A 15,784-nucleotide genomic window follows, 5' to 3' on the forward strand; every position below is an offset into this window, starting at 1 on the left:
CGTTCAGCCGCCTGACGGACAGCCGGGCGGACGTGGCACACGAGGCGGGTGGTGGTCGACATGCGCATGGCACGCAGGACGGTACTGGGAGCCGCGTCGGCGGGGGCCCTGACGGCCCTGCTCGGCCGGGCGGAAGCCGCGGCCGCCCCGGGTCCAGGGCCGGCCGAGACGGTCCGGATCCGCCTCACCCGCACCACCAACGGAGCGGCCACCGCCACCGCCACCGGCGAGCGGGTCGTCGCCGAGGTGCAGGGCGTCCTGTGGGCGCTGCCGCCCGACGGCGGCCCCGCGGCCCGGCTCACCCCGCCCGACCTGGAGCCGGGCCGCCCGGTGTTCTCCCCGGACGGCACCCGGATCGCCATGAGCGCCTACCGGGGCGGCGCCTTCCACATCTGGGTCATGGACGCCGACGGCTCCGGCCCGCGCCGCCTCACCGACGGCCCCTTCGACCACCGCGCCCCCGCCTGGTCACCCGGCGGCCGCCGCCTCGCCTTCTGCTCGGAGCGCGGCGGCGACCCGGTCGCGGGCAGCCCGTACCGGATCTGGACCACCGCCCTGACCGGCGGCGCCCCGACCCCCCTCACCGGGCTCCCCGGCCAGACCGGCCCGGGCCAGGACGGCGCCTGGGAGGACTTCGACCCCGTCTGGACCCCGGACGGCGCCCGCGTGCTGTTCGTCCGGGCCACCGTCACGGGGGAGACCCTCACCGCCCGCACCCTCGCCTCCGTCGCCGCCGACGGGCGGGGCCCCGTACGCCTCGAACACACCGCCCCCGACGGCAGCCTGCTCACCCCGGCGCTCTCCCCGGCCGGCCGCACCGCCTGGCTGTCCGGCGCCGCCGGCCCCCGTACGGCGCAGACCCTCACCCTGTACGCCGACGGCCGGCCCGTCCCCCTCGGCGGGGACCTCGCCCCCGCGCCCCCGCGCTGGATCGGTGACGACCGCCTGCTGGTCACCCTCGACGGCCGCTTCCAGGTGATCCGCCCGCACCGCGACACCACCCGCCACACCATCCCCCTCGACGCCACCCTGGAGGTGCCCCGGCCCCACCACCGGATCAAGGCGTACGCCCTGGAGGCCGAGGAGGGGCGCCCCGTGCGCGGCATCCACCTGCCGAGCCTCTCGCCCGACGGCCGCACCGTCGCCTTCGCCGCCCTCAACGCCCTGTGGACCGCGCCCGTCACCGGGGGAGCCCCGCGCCGGATCGTCCAGGCCCCCGCGACCGCCTACGTCCAGGGGCCGGTGTGGACGCCCGACGGGCGCGCGCTGCTCTACACCGACGACCGCGACGGGCTGAACACCGTACGCCGCCGCGAACTCGCCGACGGCCGCGAGAGCGTGCTCTCCCCGGCGGGCCGCGTGTACGGATCGCTCTCCCCGGACGGCACCCGCCTCGCCTGCCTCGACCTCGCCGGACGCCTGATCGTCCGCGACCTCGCCGACGGCGCCGAAACCCCGCTCGTGACCGCCCTCGGCGGCGGCGGACTGCCCAGCCCGCCCAGCTGGTCACCCGACGGCCGCCACCTCGCCCTCTGCGACCGCAACCGGATCAACCGCCGCTTCCGCGAGGGCTACAACCTGATCCGGATCGTCGACACCACCACCGGCGCGGCCCGCCTGTACGCCCTCGCCCCGCACACCTCGCTCTCCGACCGCTACGCCGCCGGGCCCGTCTGGTCACCGGACGGCCGCCACCTCGCCTGCGTCGCCGAATCCGCCCTCTGGCTGCTGCCCGTCGCCCCCGACGGCGCCCCGGCCGGCCCCGCCCGCCGGATCACCGACGAGGCCGCCGACCATCCCTCCTGGTCCGCCGACTCCCGCGGCCTGCTCTACCAGTCGGGCGCCCGGCTGCGCCTGCTCGCCCTCGACGCCGACGGCGCGCCCGCCCGGGCGCCCCGCACCGCCCCGGTGGCCCTGAGCCACCGGCGCCCCGCCGCCGTCGACACCGTCGTCCGCGCGGGCCTGCTCTGGGACGGCACCGGCACCCCGCCCCGCGCCGACGTGGACGTCCTCATCAGCGGGGGCCGCGTCACCGCCGTCGAGCCGCACCGCCCCGGCCGGCGCGCCGCCCGCACCGTCGACGCCTCCCGGGGCACCGTGCTGCCGGGACTGTGGGACGCCCACGTCCACCCGTACCCGTACACCTACGGCGCCCGCCAAGGCCTGCTGCACCTCGCCTACGGCGTCACCACCACCGTCTCCCTCGGCGGCTCCGCCCAGGAACAGGCCCGGCTGCGCGACGACATCCGGGCCGGCCGGCTCACCGCCCCCCGGCTGCTGGCCGGCGGCGAACTCCTCGACGGCTCCCGCGTCGCCTACAGCATGGGCCGCGCCCACCGCACCGCCGAGGGCCTCGCCCGCTCGCTGACCCGGGCCCAGGCCCTGGACTGGGACTTCGTCAAGACGTACGTCCGCGCCCCGTACGCCTTCATGGAGCAGGCGGCCCGCTTCGCCCACGAACGGCTCGGCGTCCTGGCCGGCTCCCACCTGTGCGCCCAGGGCATCGCCTCGGGCCAGGACCTCACCACCCACCTGGTCGCCACCGAACGCGCCGAGCACGGCCACGGCGCCACCCCCGCGGGCCATACGTACGAGGACACCCTCGCGCTCTACACCCACGGCGGCTTCGACCTCATCGCCACCCCCTTCACGGCCCTGGCCCTGATCGGCGCCGACCCCTCACTCGCCGCCGACCCCCGCGTCACGGCCCTCATGCCGCCCTGGGACGTCAGCGCCGTCCGGGCCGCCGCCGCCCAGGCCCCGACGGCGGAGCAACTCGCCCTGCTGGAACGGGAGGTCGGCACCTACCGGCGGGTCCTCGCGGGCGGCGGCCGGCTCGCGCTGGGCACCGACGCGCCCCTCACCCCGGTCGGCCTCCACCTCCACCTGGCCCTGCGCGCCCTGCACCGCCACGGCTTCTCCCCGGCCGAGGCCCTCACCACCGCCACCCGCATGCCCGCCCGGGTCTTCGGCGTCGCCGACCGGCTCGGCACCGTGGAGGCGGGCAAGCTCGCCGACCTCACCGTCGTCGACGGCGACCCCTTCACCGACTTCGACGACCTGGTACGGATCCGGGCGGCCGTCCGCGCCGGAACCGTCCACGAGCGCACCGCACTCGAAGCCACCCGCCCCCGAGCCGCCGAACCCGCTGCCGACTGGCAGCCGGTCCTGCGCCAGATGCTCCGCGACGGCTGCTGCCCCACCCACCCCACCGGCCCACCCGCCTGACGGAGAACGGGGGTTATCCCCACCCCGGGGCGGCAGGGCTGCCGGATGGGGCGCCGGCCCCCGGTCAACGAGGCTTGCTCCATGACGACTTCCAGGAACAAGGCCCTGCTCCTCGCCCTCTGCGCCGCCACCGCCGCCACCACCCTCAGCGCCACGCTCCCGGCGGTGGCGACCCCGGCGGGCGCGGGCACGGCGGCCGGCGCGGGCGCCGCCCCGGTCCCCCCGCTCGCCTGGCACCCCTGCGCCAAGCCGGGCGGCCCCGCCACCCAGGAGTGCGCCGACCTGCCCGTACCCCTCGACTACGCGGACCCGGCCGGCCCCCAGATCAAGGTCGCCGTCTCCCGCGTCCGCAGCGACCGCCCCCAGGCCCGCCGCGGCGCGCTCGTCGTGATCCCCGGCGGCCCGGGCGGCTCCGGCGTCCAGCGCCTGACGCAGAAGGGCGAAGCGCTCCGCGCCCAACTCGGCGGCGCCTACGACCTCGTCACCTTCGACCCCCGCGGCGTCGGCGGCAGCACCACCGCCTCCTGCGGACTCGCCCCCGGCGACCGCTACCTCACCAGCTTGCGCGCCTGGCCGGCCGCCGACGGGGACGTCTCCGAGAACGTGGCCCGCGCCCAGCGCGTCGCCGAGGCCTGCGCCGCCCACGGCGGGCCCGTCCTGCGCAGTTTCACCACCGCCAACCAGGTTCGCGACATGGACCGGCTACGCGAGGCCCTCGGCGAGCGCAAACTCTCCGCCTGGGGGGTCTCGTACGGCACCTACGTGGGCGCCGTGTACGCGCAGAAGTACCCCGAGCGCACCGACCGCTGGGTCCTCGACAGCAGCGGCGACCCCGACCCGGCGCGCGTCGCCCGGGGCTGGCTCGCGAACATGGCGCAGGGCGCCGAGGACCGCTTCCCCGACTTCGCCGCCTGGGCCTCCCACCCCGACCGCGACAAGGACGGCCTGCGCCTCGCGCCGGCCGCCGAGGACGTCGAGCCCCGGCTGCTGGCCCTGGCCGCCGCCCTGGACCGCACCCCGAGGCCCTCCACCACCCCCGGCGTGCCCCTGACCGGCAACGGCCTGCGCCAGGCCCTCCAGAACGCCCTCTACAGCGACGCGTCCTTCCCCGCCCTGGCCCGGCTGCTGCTCTCCCTCGACGACCCGGCGGCCACCCCCGCCCTGCCGCCGGAGCTGGCCCAGCCGCTGCGCGACGAGGACGCCGCCCAGCTCGTCGGGGTGCTCTGCAACGACGTGGCCTGGCCGCGCGAGAGCGCCGCCGCCGGCCAGCGCGCCGTCGACGAGGACCGGGTCCGCCACCCCCTGACCGCCGGAATGCCCGTGAACGTGCTGCCCTGCGCCTTCTGGAAGAGCGCCCCCGCCGAGAAGCCGACCCGGATCACCGCCGACGGCCCCTCCGACATCCTGATGATCCAGAGCCGCCGCGACCCGTCCACGCCCCTGTCCAAGAGCCTGAAGATGCGCGAGGCGCTGGGCGCGCGGGCCGTCCTCGTCACCGTCGAGCAGGGCGGCCACGGCCTCTACCTCGGCAACGGCAACGCCTGCGGCGACCGAACCGTCACCACGTTCCTCACCACCGGCAAGCGCCCCGCCCACGACACCGCCTGCGCCAACTGACCGCCGGCCGCGCGCGTCCCGGCGCGCGGGCCGGCCGGCGGTGGTTGACTGACGGTCATGCCGCTCGACACCTACGGGGTGCTGTCCGGGACCCTGCACAGCCACTTCCGCGACCAGCCCGACACCCAGGGCCGTTGGTTCCACGTCAACCTGGAGGTGGACGCGCCCGCCGGGCGCTACCGCTGCGCCGTCGACGTGGACAGCAAGGAATCCGCCACCGGGGTGCGGTGGAAGACCTTCACCCTGGCCGCCTCGGTGCTCGACCCGCTGCCCGCACTGGCCGCCGGCTACCACGACCTGTCGGCCTCCCCGGGCTCCGGCGCCGTCGACTACCTGCGCCACCCGGCCCTCGCGGACCGTCCGGGCTGCCTCTTCCTCCGCCGCCCGCCCGCCTGGATCCAGGCCTTCCTGGACCGGCTGAACCCGCCCCGGCCCTGGATCTCCGGCTCCAACCTCGACGCCGCCGCGGCCCTCGAACCGATCCTCGTCCCGGGCCGGCCGATCCTGGTCCTGGGCCAGCCCTTCGACCACGGCGGGCTCGGCATGCACAACATCCACCAGAACCAGGGCGATCCGTACGGCAGCCAGTGGTGGCCCGACAACGGCACCTGGCAGGACGGCGCCACCTTCACCCGGCGCTCCGACGGCTGGTACGACGTCTTCCTGAACAAGTTCTCCAGCCAGGCCGACCGGACCGGCCCGGAGGGCCACCCCCTCTGAGGCCGAGGCACCACCCCCGGCGGCCGGTCAGGAGGAGCGGCGGACCAGGTGCGCCGTGAGGTGGTGCTGGAGGGGCTGGCCCACCGCCGCCATGTCGTGCACCACCGTCAGCCGGTCGCCGTCGAGGGTGTAGTGCCGCCGCGTCCCGGTGACCTCCTTGGCCCGTGGGGTGAGCGCCACCTCCCCGGTGCCGATCTCGATCTCCGCGCCGTCCACCTGCCCGGTGTACGTCTCCACGATGCCCGTCGGGTGGGCGAGCACCACCTCCAGGGAGGCGTCCGGAGCCACCCGCCACCACCCCGACTCCCGCCCCGCGGGCCGCACCGGCGTCCCGGCGGGGTCGATCAGCCAGGCCCGCGCCTCGTAGCGCAGGAAGGGGCGGCCGTCGTGGCTGAAGGCGACCTCCTGCGCGTACCGGAAGTCCTGCTCCAGCGTCGGGTACTCGCCCCGCCCGCTCCCGTGCCACCGCCCGATCAGCCCCAGCACCGGCGCGAGCTGCGGATGCGGCTCGGGCCCCTCGCCGAGGACGTGCGTGTCGGGGTACGGATTGTCCTGGACCGGCTCGAACATGCTCACCCTGCCTGTGTGTGAAGTCCCTCGCGCCGCCAGCCTAAACGCCGCCCGCACCCGCCCCGCGCCGCGCCGCCCCGGTCCACTCCCCGCGCTCACCGCCCGCCGGGTGACTCCCCGGGAGCGGAACCGGCCACGAACTCCTCGTCCCCGTAGCGGACTTCGGCGCGCTTCCAGTCCACGCCGAGCGACTCCGTCAACGCCCGGGCCAGGGGCAGGTCGGTGAGCGGCGCGATGAGGACGAGGCGGCCGTCGAGGGTGACCGAGCCGCCGCCCAGCCGGTCGCGGGCCTGCGGGTCGGCGAGCAGGGCGTCGCGCAGCCCGGTGGGGCTGACGCCGGGGGCCTGGATCTCCACCGCGTCGACGTCCGGCGCCGTACGCGGCAGGCAGCGGAAGGTGAGGACCGACTCCTGGTCGTAGCGCTTGCCGATGACCGCGGCGAGGTGGTGCAGGCCGGAGGGACTCAGCCGGTCGACATCGAACTTCCGCGACCGCTCGTACGTGGCCCGCCGCTGCTCACCCGACCAGAACACCCCGTCCAGCAGCGTCGATCCCACGGGCCGGGCGCCCTGCGCACGGACCATCGCGCGTACCTCGCGGTCGAAGCCCGTCAGGCGGTCCGTCAGCCGGGGGTCGGCCGGATCGGTGATGACCGCCGTGTTGTTCGTCGCGAAGACCTCCGCCGTCGGACACCCCGCGGCGCCGGAGGCCGGGGTCGCCCGGGCGGTGCCCGCGCCCGCCGGACCCAGCGCCAGGACCCCGACCGCGACCAGTACCCGCAACCGCCTCATGCCTCAACTCCCGTACGTGGACCACCGGCGCCGCACCGTGAGCGGCGGCGGCGCCCATCCTAGGAGCGTGCCGGGAGCCCGGGCGGCGCGTATGACCCGGATGGCCGACACCGTACGTCGGCGCCCGGGCGCTCAGACCGCGACGGCCTCGATGACCGAGGGCAGCACGGGCGTCGGCAGGATCCGGTGCAGCCGGAAACCCGCCCGGTCGAGCAGCGTCTCGAACTCGGCCGCGGTGCGCTCGCGGCCCGTCGCCACCGTCAGCATCACGATGTCCCGCTCCACCCCCGGATGCGGTACGCCGCCGCCGGGCAGGACGACCTCCACCACCAGCAGCCGGGCACCGGTCGCCGCGGCCCGGCGCACGCGGGTGAGGATCCGCAGCGCGTCCTCGTCGTCCCAGTCGTGCAGGACGTGCTTGAGCAGGTAGAAGTCCCCGCCGGACGGGACCGCCATGAAGAAGTCCCCGCCCTCGGCGTGCCACCGGCCCGCGAGCCCGGGGCCGTCCAGGACGTGTTCGGCGACCGTGTCGGGCCGGTCGAAGAGGACCCCGTACAGCGTCGGCCCCCGGCCGAGCACGGCCCGCAGCAGCCCGCCCCAGCCGCCCGCGACATCGATCACGCGGGCACCCTCCGGGAACGGATAGCTCGCGGCGACCGGTTCGTCGACCGGCCCGGAGAGCGAGGCCATACCGGCGTCGAAGACGGCCCGGTCCCCGGGGGAGGTGCGCAGGTACTCGAAGAACGGCGCCCCGTAGGCCAGTTCGAAGGCGGGCAGCCCGGTGCGCAGCGTCCCGGACAGCTCGGCGGCCGCCCGCTCGAACATCGGATCGGTGATCATCAGCACCCCGGCGTGCTGCGAGTGCGCCACGTCGGTGCGCAGCGGCCGTCCGGCCTCCGTCAGCCGGAACGCGCCCCGCTCGTCCTCGTGGAACAGTCCCCGTACCGCGAGCAGCCGCAGGACGCGCCGCAGGGCGGAGGCGTCGGTGCCGGTGCGGGCGGCCAGTTCGCCGGGCGTGTGCGCGCCGTCGGCGAGGTGGTCGGCGATCCGGTGGACGGCCACGGCCCGGAGCGCCGAGGAGTGGAAGTGGCCGTACATCAGGTCCCGCAGTACGGGGGGTGCCGGGGGGTCGGTGCGGTCGGTGTGCTCGCCGGGGCTGGCCACAGTCGTGCTCCTGTCGTGTCCGGGGGTGCCGGACCGCCATGGTCGCCCGGGCGGAGGCCCGCCACGGCCGATTTCGCCGCGACGGCGCGCCGTCAAGCCGACTTCAGGGCACGGGGATCCGTTCCGGGGCCGGCACTGCGCCGCCGGCCAGTTCCCCCAGCCGGACGAGACGCTCGCGGGTCTCCTCGTCGAGCGGGACGTAGCTCACCAGCCGCGCCCCGTCCGCCGGACCCAGCCAGAGGTTGGTGTGCTCCACGTGCAGCAGCCCCACGTGCGGGTTGAGGATGTACTTCGCCTTCCCGCCCGGCCCGACCACCTCGTGCCGCGCCCACACCTCCCGGAACTCGGCCGATGCCGTTTCCAGCCGCGCCAGCAGCGCCTTCCAGGCCGGCTCGGCCAGGTGCCCGGCCATCGCGGCCCGGAACTTGGCCGCCATCGTCCGGTTCGACTCGGGCAGGTGGACGACGGCCGCCCGCCAGTCCGGATCGGTGAAGGCCAGCCACATGCAGTTGCGGTCCTCGGGCGGCAGCCGGTCCAGGTCGCAGAGCAGCTTCCCGTACGTGGCGTTGTACGCGAGGATGTCGTAGCGGCTGTTCTGGACGCAGGACGGGATCGGATCCAGCTGGTCGAGCATCGCGCGCAGCGCCGGGGTCACGTTCGGACAGGACGTGTGCTGCGCCGGATCGGTACTGCCGGCCAGCGCGAACAGGTGCGCCCGCTCACTGGCGTCCAGCAGCAGGGCGCGCGCCAGGGCGTCCAGGACCTGCGGGGACACCCGGATCTCGCGGGCCTGCTCCAGCCAGGTGTACCAGGTGACGCCGACCGCCGACAGCTGCGCGACCTCCTCGCGGCGCAGCCCCGGGGTGCGGCGGCGCCGGCCGGGCACCAGTCCGGCCTGCTCCGGGGTGATCCGCTCGCGGCGGCTGCGCAGGAACTCGGCCAGCTCGTGCCGGCGGACATCGCTTTCGGGTGCCACAGTGCTCATGGCACCAGGGTGCCGTACCCGTCATCCCGGTGCCAGGTAGTGCCGGTACCAGGATAAAGACACTCTGGTACCAGACTGGGCGCCGGAGCATTGTTCCCGGTGTGAGCCAAACGACCGTACGCACCCTCTCCCCTTCCTCCCCCTCCCACCCGACGCACCCGGCCACCCCGGGGACCGGGGCGGGAGCCGCCGCACTGCGCCCGCTCGGACTGTTCACCGTGCTCCTGGGCGCGGCCCTCCCGCTGATCGACTTCTTCATCGTCAACGTGGCGCTGCCCGCCATCGACAGCGACCTCGCCGCCGGTCCGGCCATGCTGGAACTGATCGTCGGCGGCTACGGCGTCGCCTACGCGGTGCTCCTCGTACTCGGCGGACGCCTCGGCGACATGGCCGGGCGGCGCCGGCTCTTCCTCATCGGCATGGCCGCCTTCGGCCTGACCTCGCTCGCCTGCGGTCTGGCCCCCACCGCCTGGACCCTGGTCGGCGCCCGGGTGGCGCAGGGCGCGGCCGCGGCCCTGATGCTGCCGCAGGTGCTCGCCACCATCCAGGCCACCACCCAGGGCCCGCGCCGGGCCCGGGCGATGAGCCTCTACGGAGCCACCGCGGGGCTGTCCATGGTCACCGGGCAGATCCTCGGCGGCGTGCTCGTCGCCGCCGACGTCGCCGGCTCCGGCTGGCGCTCGGTATTCCTCGTGAACGTGCCCGTCGTGCTGCTCGGGCTGGTGCTCGCCGCCCGGGCCGTCCCCGAGACCCGCTCGGAGCGCCCCGCCTCGGTCGACGTACCGGGCACGCTGCTGCTCGCCCTGTCGCTGGTCTCCCTGCTGCTGCCGCTGACCGAGGGCCGGGCGACCGGATGGCCGCTGTGGACGTGGGTGTCCCTGGCCGTGTTCCCGTTCGCCGCCGCGGCCTTCTGCCTGGTGGAGCGGCACGCGGACCGCACCGGCCGCACCCCGCTCGTGCCGCCGAGCCTGCTGCGGCTGGTCTCCCTGCGGCGCGGCCTGGTCATCATGGTGCCCTTCTCCATCGGCTTCAGCGGCTTCATGTTCGTGGTCGCGGTGGCGCTCCAGACGGGGCTGCGGATGGGGCCGGTGGCGGCCGGGCTCGCCCTGGTGCCGATGGCGCTCGCCTTCTTCGCCGCCTCCCTCGCCGGACCGCGCCTGGTGGGCCGCTTCGGCAGCCGGGTCGTCACCGCGGGCGGCGTGCTCCAGGGCCTCGGCATCCTGGTGCTCCTGCTGACCGTGCGGAGCGGCTGGCCGGAGCTCGGGCTGGCCTCGCTGGCCCCGGGCGTCGCGATCGCCGGCCTCGGCCAGGGCCTCCAACTGCCCGTGCTGATGCGGCTGATGCTGTCGGACGTGCCGGCCGACCGGGCGGGGGTGGGCGGCGGCGTCATGGTCACCACCCAGCAGTCGGCGCTCGCCCTGGGCGTCGCGACCCTCGGCAGCCTGTTCCTCGCGCTGATCCCGGCGGTGGGGATGGGCACGGCCCTCGGGGTGACCCTGCTCGTCCAGCTCGGCATGATCGTGCTGACGGTCCTGCTCAGCCTGCGGCTGCCGCGCGTCATGCGCTGACCCCCGCTCAGGGGACGCACCAGCGAGGGCGTCGCACCTGGTCACAGGGCGTACGACGGCTGTAGCCGCAACCGGTCCGCTGTGCCACCGTGGGCCCATGGAGGGCGACCGGAACACCCGCACGCACCAGCATCACCACCATGACCACGACGGCGACGATGCCGGTGGCGGCGCCGGCCACGACGGGGGCCACGGCCACAGCCCCGGCGGCGCGCACCGGCACCCCGCCGGGTGGCGGCACCGGCTCGGCCACCTGCTGCGGCCCCACCGGCATGAGGCCGCCGACCAGGTGGACGCGGCGCTGGAGGCCTCCCGCGAGGGCGTGCGCACGCTGTGGATCTCCCTCGCCGTCCTCGGGGCGACCGCCGTCGTCCAGGCCGTCGTCGTGGTCCTGTCCGGGTCGGTCGCGCTGCTCGGCGACACCGTGCACAACGCCGCCGACGCCCTGACGGCCGTCCCCCTGGGCATCGCCTTCGTCCTCGGCCGACGGGCCGCCAACCGCCGCTACACCTACGGCTATGGCCGCGCCGAGGACCTGGCGGGGGTGCTCATCGTCCTCACCATCGCCGCGTCCGCCGCCCTCGCCGCGTGGACGGCCGTCGGCCGGCTCCTCGACCCCCGCGAGGTCACCCACCTCCCGGCGGTCGCGGCGGCGGCACTGGCCGGGTTCGCCGGGAACGAATGGGTGGCCCGCTACCGCATCCGCACCGGCCGCAGGATCGGTTCCGCCGCCCTGGTCGCCGACGGACTGCACGCCCGCACCGACGGTTTCACCTCCCTCGCGGTCCTGCTCGGCGCGGGCGGCTCCGCGCTCGGGTGGCGGGCCGCCGACCCGGCGGTCGGCCTGCTGATCACCCTCGCGATCCTGCTGGTGCTCGGGGACGCCGCCCGCCAGGTCGGCCGACGGCTGATGGACTCCGTCGACCCGGCGCTCGTCGACGCCGCCGAGCACGCCCTGCGCGGCGTGGACGGGGTCCTGGACATCGGGCAGCTGCGGATGAGGTGGCTCGGGCACACCCTGCGCGCCGAGGCAGACATCGTGGTGGGAGACCGGCTGACCGTGGTCGAGGCCCACCACGTGGCGGTGGCCGCCGAACACGCCCTGATCCACGCGGTGCCGCGGCTCACGGCGGCCACCGTGCACACCGACCACGCCGCCGCGGACGGCCACGACCCGCACGCCGCCCTCGGCCACCACGGCGCCGGCTGAGTCCCGTACCCCCCGGGGGGAAACCGGGATCCCCGGCGGAAGCGGGCCCCACGGTGTTACCGTCGCGCCCATGTCCAAGATCGAGAAGACCGCGATAGACGCGGTGACCGCCGAGTTCTTCGGCGCCTTCGACAACCGGGGCGGCAAGTCCGCCGACGTGGCCCGGCTCCGCCGGCTGGTCCTGCCCGGCGGCGTGATCGTCATGACCGGCCCGGATTTCACGGCCTACACCGTCGAGGAGTTCATCGCGCCGCGCGAGCGGCTGCTGAACGAGGGCCGGCTCGTGGAGTTCAGCGAGTGGGAGACCACCGAACGCACCGCGATCGAGGGCGACATCGCCTCGCGCTTCAGTACGTACCGCAAGTCCGGCACCCTGGACGGGCAGCCCTTCGAGGGCGGGGGCACCAAGACCCTCCAGTTCGTCCGGACCCCGGACGGCTGGCGCATCGCCGCCTGCTCCTGGTACGACCAGCCCTGACGGACACCGCGCCCGGGATCAGCGGACCGCCGGGACCGCCTCCGCCCGCCGCACCAGATCGGTGATCAGCGCGGCGATCCGCGGCCACAGCGCGGGCGGCAGGTCGTGTCCCATCCCGTCGAAGGCGACGAACTCGGCCCCCGGCACCGCCGCCGCGGTGGCCCGGCCGCCGCTGACGTCGCACATCGGGTCGTCGGCGCCGTGGATCACCAGCGTGGGCACCTCCAGCGACGCCAGCCGCGCCGTCCGGTCCCCGGAGGCGACGGAGGCCAGCGCCTGGCGGGCGATGCCGAGCGGATCGTAGGACCGGTCGTAGGAGCGCCCGGCCCGGTCGCGGACCGCGGCCTCGTCGAAGGGGAAGCCGGGGGAGCCGAGGACCCGTACGGTCCGCACCATCCGCTCGACCACCTCCTCGCGTTCCGTCGCGACCGGCCCGGCCAGCGCGGCGAGCGCCCCGGGCTTCGGCTGCCCGACGCGGAGGTCGCCCGTCGTGGACATCAAGGACGTCAGCGACCGCACCCGGCGGGGATGTTCGAGCGCGACCGTCTGCGCGATCGCGCCGCCCATGGACATCCCGACGAGGTGGGCGCCGTCGATCCCCAGCGCGTCGAGCAGGCCGACGCTGTCGGCGGCCATGTCGGACAGGGTGTACGAGACCGAGGACAGGTCCCCGGCCAGCGCGGCCCGCAGGTCCGGCACGGGCGCGTCCGGGAAGTGCGTGCTGAGGCCGACGTCGCGGTTGTCGAACCGGATCACCTGGACTCCGCGCCCGGTCAGCTCGGCGCAGAACCCCTCCGGCCAGGCCAGCATCGGCAGCGCGATCCCCATGATCAGCAGGACGGCCGGGTCGCGCGGATCGCCGAAGCGCTCGTACGCCACCTCGATGCCCGACGGGCCCACCCCGGACGCCTTCTGTTCGCTCATGCGCCCACAGTAGAGGGGCCCGGGCCGCCTGCGGCCGAAGGCGCACCCCGGCGGCGCGTGCGCGTGCTCCGGCCGCCGTTCTGCGCGTGCATGCTCGATCCGGCCCCGTTCCGAGCATCTATTGACATGTACGCGACCCTTGCGCTGCACTGGTGACCCCTTCTCCCCGCGGGCCCCACCCGGCTGGAGGCAGCCATGCGTCTGCTCGGATCACTGGTCGCCACCGCCTGCGCGGTGTCCCTGCTGACGGCGTCCGTCGCCGTCGCCGCCCCCGGCGCACCACCCCCCGCCCGCACCACCGCCGGGGCCGCCGCTCCGCAGACCGTACCGGCGCTGCGCCAGTGGACCCCCTCGGGCAGCGGGGCCTACACCTTCACGGCCGCCACCCGGATCGTCGTCGACCCCGCCTCGGCCGGCCCGCTCTCCGACGAGGCGGCCACCTTCGCGGCCGACCTCGCGGCCCTGACCGGGCACGACGTCCCCGTCGTCACCGGCAGCCCGGCCACCGGCGACATCGCCCTGGCCCTCGGCGAACCCGCCCTGCCGGCCGAGGGCTACCGGATGACCGCGGGCGCCGCCCTCACCGTCCGGGCCGGCACCGACACCGGCGCCTTCAACGGCACCCGCAGCGTCCTGCAACTCCTGCACCAGTCCTCCTCGGTACCCGCAGGCACCGCCGTCGACTGGCCCGACAAGGCCGAACGCGGCCTGATGGTCGACCAGGGCCGCAAGTTCTTCACCGTCGCCTGGCTGAAGCAGCACATCAAGGAACTGGCCTACCTCAAGCTCAACTACTTCCACTTCCACCTCTCGGACACCTTCGGCTTCCGCCTGGAAAGCTCCACCCACCCGGAGATCGTCTCCGCCGACCACTACTCCAAGCAGGACATCGCCGACCTCGTCGACCTCGGCCGCCGCTACCACGTCACCATCGTCCCGGAGCTGGACACCCCCGGGCACATGAACGCCGTCCTCGCCGCACACCCCGAACTCAAGCTGAAGAGCAGCTCCGGAGCGGTCAGCCCCGACTTCATCGACCTCTCGCTGCCCGCCTCGTACACGCTGATCAAGGACCTGGTCACCGAGTACCTGCCGCTGTTCCCGGCCCCCTACTGGCACATCGGCGCGGACGAATACGTCACCGACTACGCCAAGTACCCCCAGCTCCTCACCTACGCCCGCGCCCACTACGGCACCTCCGCCACCGCCAAGGACACCTACTACGGGTTCGTGAACTGGGCCGACGACCTGGTCCGGGCCGCCGGCAAGACCACCCGGATGTGGAACGACGGCATCAAGTCCGGCGACGGCACGCTCACCCCGCACCCCGGCATCCTCGTCGAGTACTGGTACAGCTACGGCCTGACCCCGGCGCAGCTCGCCGCCGCCGGACACACCGTCGCCAACGCCTCCTGGACACCCACCTATTACGTCCTCGGCGGCGCGAAACCCGACACCAAGTGGATGTACGAGACCTGGACCGCGGACCGCTTCGAAGGCGGCGCCACCCTGCCCGACCCGGCGAAGAACCCCGGCTCGCTCCTCCACGTCTGGTGCGACAACCCGGGCGCCGAGACCGAGGAACAGATCGCCGCCGGGATCATGTACCCGCTGCGCGCGCTCGCCCAGCAGACCTGGGGCTCCCCGAAGCCGGTGGCCACGTACGCCGCCTTCACCCCGATCGTCGCCGCCATCGGCCACAACCCGGCCTGGCCCGGCGCCGCCCAGCCCGGCAACCTCGCCCTGGGCCGCCCGACCACCGCCTCCAGCACCGAGACCGCCGCCTTCCCGGCCGCGGCCGCCACCGACGGCGACCCCGGCACCCGCTGGTCCAGCGGCTACGCCGACCCGCAATGGCTCCAGGTGGACCTCGGCTCCGCGCAGGCCGTCGGCCGCGTCGTACTGCGCTGGGAGGCGGCGTACGGCAAGTCGTTCCAGATCCAGCTCTCCGACGACGCCGTCACCTGGCGCACCGTCCATACCGCGACCGGCGCCACCGGGGGAGTCCAGGACCTCACCGGCCTCACCGGGACCGGCCGCTACGTCCGGCTGTACGGGACCCAGCGCGGCACCTCGTACGGCTACTCCCTCTACGAGTTCGAGGTCTACGGGAGCCGGCCGGCGGCCGTCCGCACCCTCACGGCCGCAGGCAAGGCCCTCGACGACCCGGCGAGCTCCACCGCCCCCGGCACCCGGCTGATCACCTGGACCCCGCACGACGGCCCCAACCAGCAGTGGCGGCTCACCCCCGCCGCGGACGCCGCCCTGACCCTGGTCAACGGCGCCTCCGGACTGTGCGCCGATGTCGAGGGCGGCTCGACGGCGGCGGGCGCGGCCGTCGTCCAGGCGGCCTGCACCGGCGCCGACAGCCAGCGCTGGAAGATCACCGACCTGCCGGGCGGCGGCCACGCGGTGACGAACGGGAAGAGCGGCCTGCTGCTGACCACCGCCTCCGGCGCGGACGGGGCCGCGGTCACGCAGCGGCCGGCCGACGGGTCGGCGTACCAGCAGTGGCAGATCGCCTGAGGC

Annotated in this window: 12 protein-coding genes; 7 read left to right on the top strand and 5 right to left on the bottom strand. The window is 75.3% G+C overall.

Features of this window, described 5'->3' with window-relative positions:
- Positions 1–66: 66 nt before the first annotated feature.
- The 3 genes from ACZ6ZT_RS02535 to ACZ6ZT_RS02545 all read left to right on the top strand — a co-directional run bounded on the left by ACZ6ZT_RS02535 (position 67) and on the right by ACZ6ZT_RS02545 (position 5,565).
- Complete coding sequence (locus ACZ6ZT_RS02535; protein WP_469714782.1) at positions 67–3,228, top strand: amidohydrolase family protein; 3,162 nt, start codon at positions 67–69, stop codon at positions 3,226–3,228.
- A gap of 81 nt (positions 3,229–3,309) precedes the next feature.
- Positions 3,310–4,845 carry an alpha/beta hydrolase gene (locus tag ACZ6ZT_RS02540; protein WP_469714784.1) on the top strand — a complete coding sequence of 512 codons (1,536 nt, stop codon included), beginning with the start codon at positions 3,310–3,312 and terminating at the stop codon, positions 4,843–4,845.
- 57 nt (positions 4,846–4,902) lie between these two features.
- Positions 4,903–5,565, top strand: coding sequence for a DUF2278 family protein (locus ACZ6ZT_RS02545; RefSeq protein ID WP_469714785.1), 663 nt, complete (start codon positions 4,903–4,905; stop codon positions 5,563–5,565).
- A gap of 27 nt (positions 5,566–5,592) precedes the next feature.
- Here ACZ6ZT_RS02545 and ACZ6ZT_RS02550 read toward each other — a convergent pair whose 3' ends face one another.
- From ACZ6ZT_RS02550 to ACZ6ZT_RS02565, 4 genes are all read right to left on the bottom strand, one after another.
- The gene (locus tag ACZ6ZT_RS02550; protein WP_469715027.1) at positions 5,593–6,135 is read right to left on the bottom strand and encodes a heme-binding beta-barrel domain-containing protein; all 543 of its coding nucleotides are present in this window, start codon (positions 6,133–6,135) and stop codon (positions 5,593–5,595) included.
- A 95-nt stretch (positions 6,136–6,230) separates the two neighbouring features.
- Positions 6,231–6,926 (bottom strand): hypothetical protein, encoded by a 696-nt coding sequence (locus ACZ6ZT_RS02555; RefSeq protein WP_469714787.1) that lies wholly within the window; start codon positions 6,924–6,926, stop codon positions 6,231–6,233.
- A gap of 132 nt (positions 6,927–7,058) precedes the next feature.
- Positions 7,059–8,090, bottom strand: coding sequence for a methyltransferase (locus tag ACZ6ZT_RS02560; protein ID WP_469714789.1), 1,032 nt, complete (start codon positions 8,088–8,090; stop codon positions 7,059–7,061).
- Between the two features lie 103 nt (positions 8,091–8,193).
- A complete protein-coding gene (locus ACZ6ZT_RS02565; RefSeq protein WP_469714791.1) occupies positions 8,194–9,075 on the bottom strand; it encodes a helix-turn-helix transcriptional regulator in 882 nt (293 codons plus the stop codon).
- Positions 9,076–9,269: 194 nt separating this feature from the next.
- On the opposite strand from ACZ6ZT_RS02565, the gene ACZ6ZT_RS02570 reads away from it, so the two are divergent.
- The 3 genes from ACZ6ZT_RS02570 (at position 9,270) to ACZ6ZT_RS02580 (ending at position 12,331) form a co-directional block, all read left to right on the top strand.
- Positions 9,270–10,643: an MFS transporter gene (locus ACZ6ZT_RS02570; RefSeq protein ID WP_469715029.1), complete on the top strand. Its 1,374-nt coding sequence runs from the start codon at positions 9,270–9,272 to the stop codon at positions 10,641–10,643.
- Positions 10,644–10,740: 97 nt separating this feature from the next.
- Positions 10,741–11,853, top strand: coding sequence for a cation diffusion facilitator family transporter (locus tag ACZ6ZT_RS02575; RefSeq protein WP_469714792.1), 1,113 nt, complete (start codon positions 10,741–10,743; stop codon positions 11,851–11,853).
- A 70-nt stretch (positions 11,854–11,923) separates the two neighbouring features.
- Positions 11,924–12,331, top strand: a complete 408-nt coding sequence (locus ACZ6ZT_RS02580; protein WP_469714794.1) for a nuclear transport factor 2 family protein — start codon at positions 11,924–11,926, stop codon at positions 12,329–12,331.
- Positions 12,332–12,349: 18 nt separating this feature from the next.
- Here the strand turns inward: ACZ6ZT_RS02580 and ACZ6ZT_RS02585 are convergent, their stop codons facing one another.
- The gene (locus tag ACZ6ZT_RS02585; protein ID WP_469714795.1) at positions 12,350–13,255 is read right to left on the bottom strand and encodes an alpha/beta fold hydrolase; all 906 of its coding nucleotides are present in this window, start codon (positions 13,253–13,255) and stop codon (positions 12,350–12,352) included.
- Between the two features lie 195 nt (positions 13,256–13,450).
- Here ACZ6ZT_RS02585 and ACZ6ZT_RS02590 point away from each other — a divergent pair, with 195 nt between their 5' ends.
- The gene (locus ACZ6ZT_RS02590; protein ID WP_469714796.1) at positions 13,451–15,781 is read left to right on the top strand and encodes a family 20 glycosylhydrolase; all 2,331 of its coding nucleotides are present in this window, start codon (positions 13,451–13,453) and stop codon (positions 15,779–15,781) included.
- The last annotated feature ends 3 nt before the right edge of the window (positions 15,782–15,784 follow it).

This window comes from Streptomyces sp. NPDC102258, assembly GCF_055584685.1.